At 36.2% G+C, this 15,805-nt stretch carries 17 protein-coding genes and 1 rRNA gene; 5 read left to right on the top strand and 13 right to left on the bottom strand.

The genetic code is table 11. The features are described 5' to 3' along the window. Nucleotides 1-192: 192 nt before the first annotated feature. Together K9M74_04815 and K9M74_04810 are read right to left on the bottom strand one after the other, a co-directional pair. Nucleotides 193-462, bottom strand: coding sequence for a hypothetical protein (locus K9M74_04815; GenBank protein ID MCF7799196.1), 270 nt, complete (start codon nucleotides 460-462; stop codon nucleotides 193-195). A gap of 184 nt (nucleotides 463-646) precedes the next feature. Then, complete coding sequence (locus tag K9M74_04810; GenBank protein MCF7799195.1) at nucleotides 647-1,198, bottom strand: MarR family transcriptional regulator; 552 nt, start codon at nucleotides 1,196-1,198, stop codon at nucleotides 647-649. A 329-nt stretch (nucleotides 1,199-1,527) separates the two neighbouring features. Between K9M74_04810 and K9M74_04805 the strand changes: the two genes are divergently transcribed. Continuing rightward, nucleotides 1,528-2,751, top strand: coding sequence for an MFS transporter (locus K9M74_04805; GenBank protein MCF7799194.1), 1,224 nt, complete (start codon nucleotides 1,528-1,530; stop codon nucleotides 2,749-2,751). A 20-nt stretch (nucleotides 2,752-2,771) separates the two neighbouring features. Here K9M74_04805 and K9M74_04800 read toward each other — a convergent pair whose 3' ends face one another. Further along, nucleotides 2,772-4,865, bottom strand: coding sequence for a beta-propeller domain-containing protein (locus tag K9M74_04800; GenBank protein ID MCF7799193.1), 2,094 nt, complete (start codon nucleotides 4,863-4,865; stop codon nucleotides 2,772-2,774). 114 nt (nucleotides 4,866-4,979) lie between these two features. Here K9M74_04800 and K9M74_04795 point away from each other — a divergent pair, with 114 nt between their 5' ends. Continuing rightward, nucleotides 4,980-5,966 carry a metallophosphoesterase gene (locus K9M74_04795; GenBank protein ID MCF7799192.1) on the top strand — a complete coding sequence of 329 codons (987 nt, stop codon included), beginning with the start codon at nucleotides 4,980-4,982 and terminating at the stop codon, nucleotides 5,964-5,966. A 5-nt stretch (nucleotides 5,967-5,971) separates the two neighbouring features. On the opposite strand, the gene K9M74_04790 is transcribed toward K9M74_04795, so the two are convergent. Beyond that, complete coding sequence (locus tag K9M74_04790) at nucleotides 5,972-7,174, bottom strand: MFS transporter (protein MCF7799191.1); 1,203 nt, start codon at nucleotides 7,172-7,174, stop codon at nucleotides 5,972-5,974. 72 nt (nucleotides 7,175-7,246) lie between these two features. Further along, nucleotides 7,247-8,497, bottom strand: a complete 1,251-nt coding sequence (locus K9M74_04785; GenBank protein ID MCF7799190.1) for a translation initiation factor IF-2 subunit gamma — start codon at nucleotides 8,495-8,497, stop codon at nucleotides 7,247-7,249. A 109-nt stretch (nucleotides 8,498-8,606) separates the two neighbouring features. Between K9M74_04785 and rrf the strand changes: the two genes are divergently transcribed. Beyond that, nucleotides 8,607-8,723: ribosomal RNA gene (gene rrf, locus K9M74_04780) — 5S ribosomal RNA — on the top strand. Between the two features lie 327 nt (nucleotides 8,724-9,050). On the opposite strand, the gene K9M74_04775 is transcribed toward rrf, so the two are convergent. Together K9M74_04775 and K9M74_04770 are read right to left on the bottom strand one after the other, a co-directional pair. Continuing rightward, nucleotides 9,051-9,554 (bottom strand): hypothetical protein, encoded by a 504-nt coding sequence (locus K9M74_04775; GenBank protein MCF7799189.1) that lies wholly within the window; start codon nucleotides 9,552-9,554, stop codon nucleotides 9,051-9,053. A gap of 90 nt (nucleotides 9,555-9,644) precedes the next feature. After that, nucleotides 9,645-10,130: a hypothetical protein gene (locus K9M74_04770; protein ID MCF7799188.1), complete on the bottom strand. Its 486-nt coding sequence runs from the start codon at nucleotides 10,128-10,130 to the stop codon at nucleotides 9,645-9,647. A gap of 207 nt (nucleotides 10,131-10,337) precedes the next feature. On the opposite strand from K9M74_04770, the gene K9M74_04765 reads away from it, so the two are divergent. After that, complete coding sequence (locus K9M74_04765) at nucleotides 10,338-10,607, top strand: YhbY family RNA-binding protein (protein MCF7799187.1); 270 nt, start codon at nucleotides 10,338-10,340, stop codon at nucleotides 10,605-10,607. A 128-nt stretch (nucleotides 10,608-10,735) separates the two neighbouring features. Here K9M74_04765 and K9M74_04760 read toward each other — a convergent pair whose 3' ends face one another. Together K9M74_04760 and K9M74_04755 are read right to left on the bottom strand one after the other, a co-directional pair. After that, nucleotides 10,736-11,002, bottom strand: coding sequence for an HU family DNA-binding protein (locus tag K9M74_04760; GenBank protein ID MCF7799186.1), 267 nt, complete (start codon nucleotides 11,000-11,002; stop codon nucleotides 10,736-10,738). A 123-nt stretch (nucleotides 11,003-11,125) separates the two neighbouring features. After that, complete coding sequence (locus tag K9M74_04755; GenBank protein ID MCF7799185.1) at nucleotides 11,126-11,473, bottom strand: DUF192 domain-containing protein; 348 nt, start codon at nucleotides 11,471-11,473, stop codon at nucleotides 11,126-11,128. A 175-nt stretch (nucleotides 11,474-11,648) separates the two neighbouring features. On the opposite strand from K9M74_04755, the gene K9M74_04750 reads away from it, so the two are divergent. Continuing rightward, nucleotides 11,649-12,623 carry a hypothetical protein gene (locus K9M74_04750; GenBank protein MCF7799184.1) on the top strand — a complete coding sequence of 325 codons (975 nt, stop codon included), beginning with the start codon at nucleotides 11,649-11,651 and terminating at the stop codon, nucleotides 12,621-12,623. Between the two features lie 180 nt (nucleotides 12,624-12,803). Here the strand turns inward: K9M74_04750 and pth2 are convergent, their stop codons facing one another. The 4 genes from pth2 to pheS all read right to left on the bottom strand — a co-directional run. Further along, nucleotides 12,804-13,163, bottom strand: a complete 360-nt coding sequence (gene pth2, locus K9M74_04745) for a peptidyl-tRNA hydrolase Pth2 (GenBank protein MCF7799183.1) — start codon at nucleotides 13,161-13,163, stop codon at nucleotides 12,804-12,806. After that, nucleotides 13,164-13,376: a hypothetical protein gene (locus K9M74_04740; GenBank protein ID MCF7799182.1), complete on the bottom strand. Its 213-nt coding sequence runs from the start codon at nucleotides 13,374-13,376 to the stop codon at nucleotides 13,164-13,166. A gap of 1 nt (nucleotide 13,377) precedes the next feature. Beyond that, the gene (pheT, locus tag K9M74_04735) at nucleotides 13,378-15,057 is read right to left on the bottom strand and encodes a phenylalanine--tRNA ligase subunit beta (protein MCF7799181.1); all 1,680 of its coding nucleotides are present in this window, start codon (nucleotides 15,055-15,057) and stop codon (nucleotides 13,378-13,380) included. A 3-nt stretch (nucleotides 15,058-15,060) separates the two neighbouring features. Continuing rightward, on the bottom strand, nucleotides 15,061-15,805 hold a 745-nt coding region (gene pheS, locus K9M74_04730; protein ID MCF7799180.1), incomplete at its 5' end, for a phenylalanine--tRNA ligase subunit alpha.

Below are 15,805 nucleotides of genomic sequence, written 5' to 3'. Positions count from 1 at the left end.
GTAAGAACATTTGAAAGCATGACTTGTAGACGAGCAATAACCCTATTAGAGAAGTCTAAACAATTAATTAAAAATTAAATGGCAGCTGCACCAAATTAAAAAAAAAGGTAAAAACTTAGTACAAAAATTGCGCTCACACCCTAAAAAGCAGGGCAATTAATCCTTGCCAAGGGCACCTACAATAAAAAAAAATTATTTGCCACAACCACAACCACCTGTTTTAGCTGCAGGACATGAACCGCCACAAGTACCGCTACAAGTACCATCACAAGCAGCACCATTTGCACCACAACTTCCAACAGGAATATTTGAAGTAACAAGTTCGTTCGTTGTTGTTGGTATATCAGTTGATTCTGCTGATGCAGGAGTTGTTAGAATAGTTAATGCTAATAAACCAACCGCAAAAACAGTTAACAAAGCCGCAGCTCCACTAAATACTTTTTTTACAAAATTATTTTTCATATTCAATCACCTTTTGCTTCTTTATCGCTTTTCACGATGTAACAATAAATATTAAAAAGAAATATTAAAACCATTCGTCGTTTAGAACAAAGCCTAAAACGTTCCTAACCCAAAAATTATTGTTTTAGAACGTTTAGAACACATTTTTACCTTTAACGGAACATATACTATTAAACATATATTATTAGAATTTCTTTCGAAGGAATATTTCTTTTGTTTTGCCGGCTTCTTTTCTTGCGATGATGTCGCGTTCTTCTAAAGAGGTAAGTAAAATGGAAAGTGTTGATTTACTCATACCCATTTTAAATCTTAGCGTGGATTGTTTAATGCCTTCTTGGTCATGAATTACTCGAAGAAGTTTTCGCTCATCATCAGGAAAAGCAGAGAGGAACGCAGTAAGATTATCTTTTTTTGCTTCTTCTTTTTTTGCTTCTTTAAGCGCTCTAACTACACGAATATTTTGCTCAACAAGCAATTTTTGCGTTTTATCAAAGAACATAAGATAGATGCCTAGAATAATTAACGAACCAGAAATAAGCCAACCAATAATATACAATGCATCATATTGTTTATGCAAACATTTGCCTTCATCGGTGATGCAAGTGCCTGTTTCATTAATAGCCATTAAAGCTTCAAGATCAGCAGCTGCGTCAAGATTTGTTTTCAGGATAAAGACAAAGCCAGCTAGAAGAATACCAATAATAAGCACAATACTACCGATTTGTTTTTGATTCATTGAAAAATACCTTGGCGTTTTTACGATGTTCAAAAACAGCTTTCTGTTTTTGATTCATACATAGAGACGACGTGGCACCTATTTTTAAGCGTTGTGGAAATTCATTAGCATCGCAATAACATTGCGAAGTTGTTGTTCTTTCCTCCGGCTCGAAAATTCAAACGTCAAATGTAGCTATTTCTTTCGCTTTGCTTAGAAATACATTTGACTCAAGTACACTTCAAGGCAACGTTATTGCTCGGCTTTGTGACATTAAGACAGAATAGATATTAATACCCTTAACTTATTTAAAAAACTTTAAAAAGGATTGTGAGGAGAACTTTATTATAATGGTAGTTTTTCAAAGCAGAGTGCTGTTTAACAAATTCGTGAAAACAACAACCATGGATGCATTCTATTATTTTGTTATCTATTTGTATATCTCGTTTCTTTCACCATATCTCTCGACGCTAGGATGGTCTGAATCGTTAAAAGGATGGTTTTTTGCACTTTTCTCACTTATCAGCATTATTGCCGCGCCGGTTGTTGGAACACTTTCAGATAAAATCGGTCGTTTCAAAGTCATTCTATTCGGATTAGTTCTTGAAATTATCTCGCTTGGAGGATACATACTTATTACTGACCCCGTAGGACTTTTTTTAATAAGATGTCTTTCAGCAATCGCCTTTAACGCTGTCGTTGTCACATCACTTTCGCGTATTAATGACACTGTTGAAGACGAGAATAAACGAAGCAGCATCACAGGCACGGCACAATCTATTGTCTCCATAGCAGTTATTATCGCACCATTTATTGGCGGCTATATTGCAGATTATTATGGTTATGAATACATCTTTCTTACTGCGTGGACAATCATGATTTCTCTTTTACTTGGACTTATGATATATGATCTTTGTTTTTTTAAAAATAATTACGAGCATCGAAAAAAAGAGAAACTGCGAAAAAAAGATTTTAATCCACTTAAAGATGTTCGAGATGTTTTGCGCGTTAAAGAACTTCGAGCAGTTAGCATCCTAGGAGTTGCAGCAAATTTTTCTATCCCCTACATGACACTTGTTCTCCCTTTCTTTATTATACAACAAATGGGGCTGTCCAATTTACATATGAGCGTTGCTGTATTTTTAATGGGTTTGGCGCACACACTTCAATTCTTCTTCGGACGAATTGCAGATACTATTGGAAGTAATAAAGGAACGCTCATTGGTCTTTTACTCAGCGCCCTGACACTTGTAGCAATGAGCTTTGTAAACAACTATGGGCTACTTCTCGTTCTTATTTTTGTTCGAGCAATAGGGGGCTCCTTTTGGAACGTTTCTGCATGGTCATTTATGTCCACCATTGCAGAGAAAAAAAGAATAGAAGGGAAAGTAGTGGGAAGCTTCACCTCCATTTCTCGAGTAGCAGTTACGATTAGTTTTGTTGTTTCAGGATTTCTCTTGACGAGTATTGGTCGAGGTATTTTTGCACTCTATGGTATCATCATTATCATGGGCATTCTTGTGGCAAAAAAACCAATAATGGGAACCACTATTAAAGTAAAAGAAACAAGATAAAAAGAAAAAAATATGAACATCTAATAGACGTTCATTTTTGTTGGCAATTCTAAATCAACGTTCTTTACACCTTCAAGCGTATCCAAACTATTAATTCTTAACAGCCGAGGACTCTTGGTGTAGAGCATATCTTCAATGTACAAAGAACGCTCAACGCCGGCTTGGTAGTAATAATTACTATCCAAGCTACCTGAATGATCAATTAAACCACGAAGCTCTATTTCTTCAGTATCAATATCAAAGACTAAAGCACCGTTATAGGTTTCTCCTTCATCCCGGTAATTGTAGCTGTAAGCGGGAATAACCAGCAAGTTCTTCTCTTTACTAAAGAGGAATGCTTTATGCTCATACTCAGCAATGCTTGAAGCATATTTTTCTTGTGTGACAAACTTAGCAACCTCCTTTGGGTTTACTACATCGCTCACGTCAAATAAAGAGATTTTGAGTCCTTGCGTTCTACCCATATCCGTTGCTTCCCGACCAATACCAATAATATGATTTTCATCATACGGATGTAAGTATCTACTAAAGCCAGGAATTTTTAATTCACCAAGCGAGCGCGGATTTTGGGGGTTGCTTAAGTCAATGACAAAGAACGGATCAATTTGCCTAAACGTTACCATGTATAACCTATCACCAACAAATCTTGTTGAGTAAATTCGCTCACCCTCTGCAAGACCAGTGAGTTGGCCCACGATTTCTAAATTATCATCTAGCACCCATACATTGTTTGTTGATTCAGATCTCTCCTTTATAACAGAAGACCATACAGTATTAATTGTTGTTGCCACACGAAGATTTCCCTCATACTCATCTAAAGAGAACTGATTAGATAATTGACCAGGAACTTTCCCTTGACTAGCAATTGCTAACTTGCCATTGTCTGCACTAATCTTATCGATAAGAGAATACTCTAAATACTCTAACTCTTCGAGTTGCTCTGCAAGCTGGGCATCAACATCTTTTTCAAAAGTAGATTCTTCTTCAGAAGACATGGCATCAATGTAGTAATAATACACCTGCATAATCTTTTGTTCTTTTTCTGCTTGGTTTAAGATTTTATTATCAATTTTCTTAATGGATGCAATAAGAGCCCTATCAGCTTGAGTTAAGTCATCATGTAATACGTCTTTAATAATTTCTTCTCGAAGTTCCCACTCAGAAATATACTCTTGACCAACAAGATAAATATTATTCTCAGACATATACACTGTTTGTAAAGATTCAGTTGTGATTGCCACAGAATCCATATCATAATCATCCACATTAATTGCGTGCGTTGTAATAAGCTGCAGATAATTATAAGGCATAGGTCTAAAGAACATATCATCAATAGGCATACTTCGCACCACATCATTTTGAATAATAATAGGCGTTGGATACTCATCACGAACTCCAGGACTAGCCTGAACAACTAGATATACATCATCGTCAATGAGTCGAGCATCAAAATAACGACCTTCAAATTCAAACTTCTCATCAAGCACGGGATTGTTTCTATCACTTACATCATAAAACTGAACAAACGTCATACCGCTACGAGGTCTAAAGCCTAGTTCATCATAAAAATCATTATCATTAAAGGTGCCAAACACAACGAGTTTATCATCAACAATAAACATGCTAGTTGGATTGTATTCTTCAAAATTTACTGTGCTCAGCACCTGTGCATCTTCTGCTGGATACGCTTCAACAATATAGAGCATACTGCCAGTAATAGTATAAATATACTCGCCATCAGTTTTAATAATATCAGCCTCATCAACACCAGTTACTTGATTGTTGGTTTCAGAATAAGCAAGACCACCACCATTCATAGTCATAGCAGTATCTGCACTTAATTCAACGCTCCTAGAAGGCATTGCGACTTCTTGAACCATATCAAGACCATACATCATATTACCATACAAGCTTTTTGAGCTAGAAGAAGCAAGTTCTTGATACTCTTCTACACTTGCAAAATTTTGTAAATCAGGAGTTTCTATTGTACCTTCATACTCTTGATACGTTCCCGTATACGGCGTGTAAGGATCGCTTGTCGTACAGCCAGTTGCAAGTAAAGCCACAACTAATAATTTTATTAAAAATAAACTTGATAGAGTTGTTTTTTTCATGATTTTCACCTTCATGATTATTATAAAGACAATCTTGCCTATATAACTAATAGTAAACTTCAATTTTTATTGAACCTATAAGTATTTAAATACTACGAAGCTAATCGTTCGTATATGAAGCAACTAAAAACAGTGACTGCTGAACCAACTATTGCCTACATCACTGACCTTCATGGAAATCGAGAAGCAACAAGACATGCAGCAACCTACCTTAAGGAGAATCCGGTCCACATTATTATTCTTGGTGGCGACATCCCTGATTTTACACCAAGCACATTAAGCTATCAATTACGAATGTTTCTTAAACTAAATAAACCAGTTATTATTTTTCCAGGAAGTCATGAAAATAGCGAGAACTATACCAAAGCACTCAAAGAATTTTCCAAAAATACAAACCTTATAGATGGCGTAAAAGAACGACACATTGTGCTTAATAATTTTAATTTGCTTATCGTACCAGGAAGCGACACCGTTAGCAGTGGCAATCGTTCATTTAATGGCGGCACCTATAAACTCACCAAAACAAAAAGTCCGACAACAACTGCAAAACTCACCAAATACCTTAAAGAACATAAAATTGCAAAAAAAGCAACACCAATTGCTATTAGCAACACCACCAAACACTATGACAAAAAACCCGCGATCATTTTTGCACACATCCCGCTTCTTTGCAACACGCCAAAAGGAATTGATATCGCTCGTTTTGGTACCTTCAAACACGCATTCACCATCAAGCCAGCAGATAGACGGAAAAAAATATTTAATAAAGAATTCAACCCAGAATACAATCCAAACATCTTAGTTAATTATGAACAAGCAAAACTGCTTAAAGAATACCATTATCCAGTTATTATTAAAAAAGAAAATGTCGGTTCGCCAACACTGAGAAAATTTGCTCTGAAAAAAAACATTCGTGCATACGTTTGTGGCCACATACACGAAGCAGGACCAAAAGCAATTAATAAAGAAGAAAAAACAGTGCGACAAAACAACTGGACAAAACAAGTCTTCATCAACAGCGGACCTGGAAGCGAAGGCAACATGACTATTCTTACACTCAACAAAGCAGGAGAAGTCAAATACAATTTTGTGAAATTTTAAACTATCTAATTCGTTTTCTTAGTATCTTTAATTTTTATATACAAAATTAATGCTGGAAGGAGAATTATAGAACCTAAAGCAATCGTGTATCTGGGCGTAATTACATCTGCTAAATAACCCGCAAGAGGAGAACTAATCACAAATGCAAGTGCAACAACCATACCACTAAAAGAGGTTACCGTAGCCCTGAGCTTTCCCGGAATAAAACTGTGGAAAAATGACTGGTTTACAGGCATAAACATATACAACAAGGTAAATGCCAAGAAAAGCACAATAAGCCCCACCACATAATGTTGAATAAATATGACCGAAATATCCAGTAATATAATTGCACCAATTAAGAAAGCCAAATAATGACTTTCTCTGGAAAATTTCTTTGCAAGGAATTTAGTAAATACAGGAACCAAAACACCTAACAACGTACTTATTGAGAAAACAAAACCAAAAGCAAATACAGGCAAGCCTAAATTACTAAGGAAAGGCTGCCACATCAAATCACCAGCAAAAGCATCTCTAAACATAACAAAGAATAACGCAAAAATAATGAAGAGAAGCGTATGATGACCCACAGCATAACGTAGCGATCTTTTTGATTGCAACATCACATCCCTATAGGTTAACTTTTTTTCTTTAGTAAGTTTATGCTCTTTTACAAAAAACAATATTCCAGCAGTAATAAGATAAGATAATGAAGCAAAAAGCCAAATGCTGCTTAGCCCCTGCTTACTCACTACGAACGCGCCAAGAAGTCCAGAGAAAAACAACGATGCAAAAATAATACTTTGTTCTTTAATGAAAAACTCTTTTACTAGATTTTTCTTTTTCCAATAATGCAAATTATCAACCACCCAAGACTCTTTAGCTCCTGAGATAAAGGTCTGAGCAAAACCCCACACCAGAAAAATAACGAGTAACCACTTAAAGTCTTGAACAAAAGAGAGAAAATAAACAGCGATACCAACCAAAATATAACCAAAAATTACAGAGAATTTTCGACCATATACATCAGCAATAGCCCCTGTAGGAATCTCAAAAACAAAACTTGCAGCAGAAAAAACAGCAAAGAGCAGACCAATCTGAAATAAACTAAGATATTGTTGAAATTGCAATACCCAAAACGCAGGAGCAAAATAGAGTAAATGAGCAATAAAACGCTCCACATAAAAAACTCCTAGATATTTTAACTCATCCTTCTCAAAAATATTCATAACAACATCAAAAGAATAAATCAATTCAAGAATTTATTAATGTATGGTAAACAAACACGCAGAAAAGAGCAATTATTCTTGAATAACACCGAAACCAATCAAACGGAATCGATTGCCCATTCTTCGAGAAATAGTTACTTTTTCACCGACAGCTGCTGCGATTGGAAGTTTGAGCTTGCACGTTGCAACACCTTTTTTGAGTTCAACAATTAATCCAACGGTTTTTGCACTATTCACATTTAAGAGAAGCGGTTCTTGCAAACGCAATGGATCAATTTTTACATCCTCACCAACATTGACGACACGCTCAAGTAAGGTAGTTTTTAATTTTAAATCATACCACACAGGAGGCAAAGTGCCAGGAATACCAACGGCATTACCTGTTAAATGATCACCTTTAACAATTGCAGCGTCAAGACTGGTAAGAATACTAGAACTGCCACCAGGCAATAATTCTTTAACAGACTCACTTCCCGTCATCATACCAGTAATCGTTGCAAATAAAGGTTTTGCAACCAACTTATTTTGTTCTTCAACAATACGACCAGGACGAAGCTCAATTTCATCGCCAACGTTAAATTTGCCTGTTACCACACTACCTCCTAAAATACCACCAATAAGTTTTGTTGGGTTGTTTCCTGGCTTGTTCACATCAAAAGAACGAGCAACAAAGAATTTTGCAGGAGCATCTTTATCGCGCTTCGGCGTTGGAATATATGTCTGAATAGCATCAAGCAATACATCCATGTTTACACCATGCTGTGCGCTGATAGGAATAATAGGCGCATCTTCAAAAGAAGTACCTGCTAAGAATTTTTTAATTTCATTATAATTACGCATAGCCCTGTCTTGACTAACAAGGTCAATTTTATTTTGCACCACAAGTATATTTTTTATGCCAGAAAGTTCAAGAGCCATTAAATGCTCTTGCGTTTGAGCTTGCGGACAGGTTTCGTTAGCTGCAATAAGAAGCAGTGCGCCATCCATAATCGTCGCGCCAGAGAGCATCGTTGCCATAAGACTTTCGTGGCCAGGAGCATCAACAAAAGAAATTTTTCGAACCGTTTCAGTAGCTTTGCCACTCACAGGATGCTTTTCTTTAGTTGTATAACATTGCGGCTCAGGAAGTGAAGGGTCTTTGCGAATAACTGTGTCAGCATATCCTAAACGAATAGTGATACCTCGCTTGAGTTCTTCAGAATGCGTATCAGTCCATTTCCCCGATAATTGTTCAGTTAATGTTGTTTTTCCGTGGTCTACATGACCAACTAAACCAATGTTAACTTCGGGCTGAACAACAACTTTTTTTAACTTTTTTGGCATAGTCATGCAGAACAGGAGATGATTTATAAACTTAACCTAATTCAGGCCGAGAAAGGCTTTAGAGAGCCTTTTGGAGAAAAGCTTATAAAGAGAAGTAGTATCCTTGTGTTTGGACGGTCAAAGCGACGTGGTTCTACCCGATCCCTTTTCGAACTCGGAAGTCAAGCATGTCTACGTTTTGCATTGTACTGTGCTTACGCGCGGGAACTGCAGAAAGCTGTCCACTTTCTCTTACCTTAATTCTCAAACAAAAATAACCCCTTTCAAATAGCTGCTAAGCAAAAGCGCATGCAGCTCCTTTTGCCAAGTAAGACTGGCAAAGCAGCCACTTTCTCTTACCTTAATTCTCAAACAAAAATAACCCCTTTCAAATAGCTGCTAAGCAAAAGCGCATGCAGCTCCTTTCGCCAAGTAAGACTGGCAAAGCAGCCACTTTCTTATTCTTAGCTATTCTTATACTAGGCGAGTGCGGTGTTACATTCGGACAATATTCCTTAGTAGAAGAGGAAGAAATCTATGACTAAAAAGTTGCTCGAACAATAATTCTAAAAAACTAATCACGTGAAAGCGTTGGAGAGATTAATGATCCAAAGTCTAAATCTGCTTCAGAAATATCTGTTACAATATCACCATTTGCGATACGAGGAAGCGCGCCTGTTTCATTTAAATGATAAACTAAAGATACTATAAATTTATCTTTATGTTTTCCTAAAGCTAAACCTGTTTCTTGACAACCAATAATGTATTCTTGATTTGGCATGACTAATGGCTCTGAACTATACGTTTGCACCAGTTCTGTGCCATCGGGATATGTACACATCATCCGCTCAATGTGAACCTTTTGTATAGGGGAGAATTCAATTAACACAACACCACGACCATCAGCAGAGGCTCCATAACAGGTAAATGCAGGACCTAAAAAACAAGAATTGGGAACTTGACTGCGAAGATCGCCTAAACCAAAACTTGCAAGAGCGCCTATAACAACAAGCGCTGCAAGGAAAGCCCATCCGTAAGTTGTGAGAAATTCAAGTGCTGCTTGTGCTTTATATTTCATGGGGCTTCTCACCTAAAAAAAATAAAAAATAAAAAAAATGCTCAAAAACATGTTGTTTTTGGCAACCTGAAGGTAAAATAAAAAAATTAACTAACTTTCTTGAATAGAAGAGAATATTTCTCCATCAACTGTTTGACTCAACTTTTTTCCTAAAGGAGTGTAGGTAACTCTTGCTTGAATCTTAATTTTCTCACCAGCATCGGGAAATATATTACCATTATCATCACAAATTAACTCTATTGTATCTCCTGCAGATACTTGACCAGTACCAGCTGCAGAACAATCTAAATCGCCATACTGACTAGTCATAGTAATATCGCTAATATTTAGCGTACTCCCAATACTATTTAGCAAGATAACAGTAGCATATAACTCTCCTGAAGCCCCATTATTTGTTAATTTATGTTCGTAGCAACTAAGCTCTGATGCAAAATTACACCTATTAGGAAGGAAATTACTTGGCGTTAAAATACCAAAACCAGCAAGAGCACCAATCATAACTAAAATTACTAAAAATGCCCAACCATAAGTTGTTAAAAATTCAAGCGCTGCTTGACCTGTTCTATTAAATTTCATGTTGTATACACCTCATACTAATACAATTCAAGGATAATAATACCTTAGTATACTGGTTTTGTCAAAATTATAGTATATAAATGTTTTGGCAAAAAGGCGTTGTTCCAAATGAAACTTTTATTGCCTCCTTTGAAAAGATGAAGTTAACAATAATTTAGTAACATGAAGAGGTTGTTTTATAAATAAGTACTTCTTTACCCTTTAAACATGGATGCTACGAAGAAAAAAGAGCTCAAAAACCAAGCAAGAACACACTCACCAGTTATTGCTATAGGAAAACAAGGCGTAACAAAAACTGTTATAGAACAAATAAAAAAATATTTACAAGCGCATAAATTATGTAAAATAAAATTTTCTAAAGATATTACTGATGAAATGAGTCTGAGCAAGAAAGCATTCGCGTCATATATTGCAACGCAAACTGGAGCAGAGCTTATCGATCAAATTGGATTCATTATCGTTTTGTGGAAACGATAAAAACAGAAACAAGCGAATCAACAGTCAAAAATCTGAATAGAAGGATATCTTTGAAGAACTATTCAATAAAAAAAGAAGTACCTGGACAACGTCCAGGAATTTAAAAATAAATTACTAAAAAACCATGCTTATAGTTTTTTTAAGTTAGCACTTGCAGTAAACTTAATTGTTTTCCGTGCTGGAATTTTAAGTTTAGCTCCAGTTGCAGGATTAACACCGACTCGCGCTTTACGTGCAACTCGTTTAAACGTACCTAAACCAACAAGTTGTACTGTGTCGCCTTTTTTTACTGTTTTACCAGTAAGTCCAACAAATTCAGAAAGAATTTCATTTACTGCGGTTTTTTGATAACCTGTTGCTTTTGCGATAGCTTCAACTAATTCTGCTTTATTCATATTTACATCACCCTATTGTTTTTTATTCCCCCATCAAATCAATGTTTTCGAAAAGGAATAGGTCTTTTCAAGAGCGAGTGATTTATATACTTTTTGTTTTTTATTCCTCGGAAAGCCCCATTATCAGAGCAAATCCACAAAATCATTCGACCAAGAAACCTTTTGACCAAGAGCAATATCGTGTTGTTTAATCGTGCCTTTCGGCAATTCAATAAAGGTTTTTGCAATTGCTTTGGGATAATAATTTGAAAATGGTTTTAGCGTCACCTTCTCTACTACAGTATCAGCGGCATCTAAGAAAAGAATATCAATACTATAAAAGACAAACCACATTGTAATGACTAAACGGCGCTCAGCATAAAAAGGAAAAACATACGCAAACAGACCCTTAGGAAAACGAAACATGAGGCCAGTGCCTTTTTTCCAAAACGAAGTACATAGCGTAACCGTATCAGCAATTCTTCGTTTCATAGTTTGCATTAAATATGTTCTCATATATAAGAATGAAGGATTCTGAAGCGCGTTTACTTAGGAACTTTTAGTATCTAGTACGAAGGTACAAAAAAATTATAAATAATTTTAAAAGAATTAATGTTAATATTTATATAATAGAAAGACTCGATAACACCTTGTTGAGGTGGTTTATATGAAAAAATACTTAGTACTACTCGTTATTCTAGTTTTAAGCAGTATGCTCTTACTTACAGGGTGTGGCAATACGCCAACGAATACAAAGGATGATTTACCAACAACTACAACAAATGATAATCCAGCTAGCGACACCAGCACAAGTACAACGGACACTACAAAGCAGCTAGCAAGCGAGATTACCTTCCCTCTTAATAGCGCAGAACTTACCTCCGTTGTTTCTGTTAACAATCACGTTTACACTCCAGCACCGACACCAAACGATCTGAATGACATAAGTAGCATTCGAAACATCAAAGGAACAAAAACATATGAAGCACATATGCAAGTAGATATGGAATTTGGACAAACCAGCAAATACCAAGACGCGTTGATTTACATGAAAGTTCTTGGCACAGGCATTAGTGGTGAGCGAACAAATCTTGTTTATGAAGGAGTACTTAAACAAGGCAAAGAAACTATTACACTTATCCCTATTATGCAAACACCTGCAGAAACACCACGATTCGATTTCTGCTTTGGCTTCGCACCTAATTTCGATCCATTTAATGATGATGCCGACCCTGAAATTGCTTGCTTTACAAAGCGATTAGAGGGAGCAACGCACAATATTGGTCTTACTAAAACATCATTTAAATTTAACTTTGATGATAAAAACAAACAATTAGGCGATAACCTTACCGCAACACAAGATGTTTTATTAAAAAACCACGGAACAGCGCCGATGATATTTTATATCTACACACCAACTACAACAACATATTCTGTGAGAGCAAGCCAACAAGAATATTTTCTTAAACCCGGAGAAGAAGTAAGTGTTACATTTACCGCGACATGGCCTCTTACTACAGATCCTATTACCGCAAGAGATAGTATTATCGTTTATAGCGTACCGCACCATTGCGAGCTAAGTTATACTTGCGCAGACGAAGCACGCATTAATGAAGAAATTGAAATAGGTTTTGAAACCTAAATAGAAAACTTGCGAGGAATAAAAATATGGGAAAAACATGCACAAAATGTAGTAGTAATATGCATAAAGTACGAACAATGAATAGTGGCAACGCGACTTATGAAACGTGGCAATGCGACGAGTGTAATCATCGAGAAGAAATATGTGTAGGCCTAAATTAACATAAAAAAATACCTATTTTTACAACAAAGGAATATCTTTTGTAATAGTATTTATTTTTTCTTCTTCATTCGGACCAATAACTGCACATGTAACGGTTCCAGGAGCAACAACAGTTTTGCCCGCATCAGTTATTACTGCAGTTATTAAATTCACATCTTTTGCTTGTTGCACATATTTGTAAAGTTCTTTTTCATCAGCAACTCTAAGCGCAATTTTTTTCATACCAGCTAAGCGCCAAGCCTTAACTATTTCTTTCCCTCCAGCTGCAGATAGCTGCTTAAGAACCCCATCAACACTAGCATGCGCTGCTTGTGCTGCAATCTTTCCTTTAGGAAGTTTAAGGTCTGCTCGAATGAGTATAACTTGTTTATATTCCATTTAATTCACTTTATGCAATTCTATAACAATATTAAGTAAAGATAATACGCTAAAAATCATAATAATCATATTTTGTGCGCTTGCACTTAAACCAATCGCAAGCGATTTTTGACCTGCTAGATAATTATATAATCCAGCAAAAAAAACAAGAACAAAAACTACAAGCAATGTTAATAAAGCAATAATTAATCTTCTTTTATGCAATTTATTCATTTTAGAGCGCCTCCAAATTTATTTCAAAAGCAACAACAGGCGTTACTAAACCAAAATTAGTTAATACTTGTGGATGAATTTCTCCAATAATACCAATAACAATATCATTAACAATCACTGCGCCCGATCTTCCTTTAATAAAAGATGGATGATGAACAGGCTTAAATGATGGAGTTTTGTTTCTTGACAAAAGTAAACTTTCAAGAACCTGTCTTATCTGTGTGAAGGTTACTTTCTTATCAGCAATGGCCGCTGCAAAATGTAACTCATTTCGACACTTCACATCTTTTGATTCATCTGGAATAACTACAAATGAACCTTCAAAAATCCTTTGTGGCAAAGGCTGCGTTCTATTATGCATAAAACATTTAAGCTCTTCAGGAAGCAAACTTAATCGCATCATAGTTTGCGTTTCATTGCCATTAGCAACAGGGATAAAACCAACAGTATCTTCATTAACCAACATATTTGTCAGTTGTTCTTGCTTACTTGTTAAACCAAACGTATAGGTTTCTAAAAATCCCATGCCAACCATGACATTTGCAAGTTCTTCTCGAAGATTAGAAAGGGGTAATGTTTGTCCAATTGTTGAGATATTTGGAAATGTTAACGGAAGATTATTATACCCATATGCTCTTACTATGTCTTCAACAATATCAATTTCGTGCCATAAATCTTCGCGGTATGGCGGTGCGGTCACATGCAATATTATTTCTCCATCCTCTCTATACTCAGCATTAACAAACTCATACATCATTTTTCTTAGAAGCGGCTTAAGTTCTTCTAAAGAAAGCTTTAAACCAATATATTTCTCTAACGTTTTACTTGAAAAAGAACGTCGCTTGCTTGCAAGGTTTGGCGTGATTTCAGATTCTTCGGAAGCATATTCTAACTTCATTTCATAAATATCACCACCCATATCAGCAAACATGGTAGTAAGATTAGTTAAGAGTTCGTGTAATAAAATTTTATCAAAACCGCTACACTCAATAAAAAGTTCAGATGTTTGCATATTAACTCGGCCAGTTTTTTCAGAATTAATAATCGGCGGCATAGAAAGAATATCTCCCTTAGCATCAACAAAAAAAGGATAAAAAGCTTTTCCTTCTAACAAATGAGCATACTCTTTGCCTGTTTCATGCTGACTCAAAATTTGCGCTCCAGACAATTCTTGCGTTTCACCTAAAGGAATAAATGAGATTTCTTGTGGAGGCGCCGCCGTATAAGTAATAGGCAATTGTATGTTTTCTAAAGGATAAATACCAATTGCGCCACGTGTTCTTCCTCGACCAAGTGTTGCATGTAGTTTTTCTTGGACGTTAATAACTTCACGAATTTTTTCTTGAGTAAATACGATGTTTTTAACAATAGCACAAACTGTAAAAGGTCGAACAGCTTTTACTTTATCATCAATAATAACTTTGTAAGACTCTTCGCCTTGAAATGTAGTATATTTGGGTACGGTAGGCGTCACACCCAAGAATGATTTAAGTGACCGAGCAATACCTTGCAAACTCAATAAATCAAGACGCTCGGCAGTAACTTCAATAGTTAACTCATCATCAAGCACCCCATCAAGTTCCATACCCATATCAAATAAACCTTGCTGTAGCTCAGGAATACTTAATGGCTTACCCAATTCTTGTTTGAGCGCTTCATAAGATATTGTTATTGTTGGCATAGGCTAATCCTCTAAATTTGGTTGGGGAGTTATATGATTTGCAATCCATTCAAAACTTACTGTTGGACCAACGAGTTCACGCAAGTTATTTTTTTTGTTTAAGATGGATGCGACTCGACTTGCACCCATACCCCACGCAATCACTGATTTGGTAATACCATAAGGCGCGAGCGACTCTGGACGAAAAATTCCTGAATTAATAAGCGCATACCATTTACCAGAGGTTTCATCAAAATAATGAGCTTCTAAACTTGGCTCTGTGTAAGGATTATACGTTGGCTTGAAACGAATTTTGTGAATACCTAACCGCGCATAGAATTCTTTAACAAAACCCATTAAATCTGAAAGAGTGAGATTATCGCCAATAACAAAACCTTCAGCTTGCACAAACTCTGCAAGGTGCGTTGCGTCAAGCGCTTCATTTCTAAAATCATTTGCAATATAAAAATACTTACCGTCTTTGTTGCCAATCTTGTTAAGATAACGAAACGTTGTTGCTGTACTGTGAGTTCGAAGTAAGAGTTCTTTTGCTTTTTCTGCATCCCACGGCTTACGATAACCAATTGAACCAGTATCGCCACCAGTTTCATGAACAGCTTTAACTTTTGTAACAAGCTCCGAACTAGGAAGATCGCCTTGCTTTCCTACAAAAAAGGTGTCTTGCACATCACGAGCAGGATGATCTTGAGGAATCCACATGGAATCCATACACCAAAACGCCGTTTCTACCCACGGACCCTGCATTTCA

The sequence above is a fragment of the Candidatus Woesearchaeota archaeon genome, assembly GCA_021734105.1.
Classification (GTDB): domain Archaea; phylum Nanobdellota; class Nanobdellia; order Woesearchaeales; family SKGA01; genus SKGA01.
The sequence above is the reverse complement of the archived record's forward strand: the minus strand, read 5'-3'. Positions and strand labels throughout refer to the sequence as shown.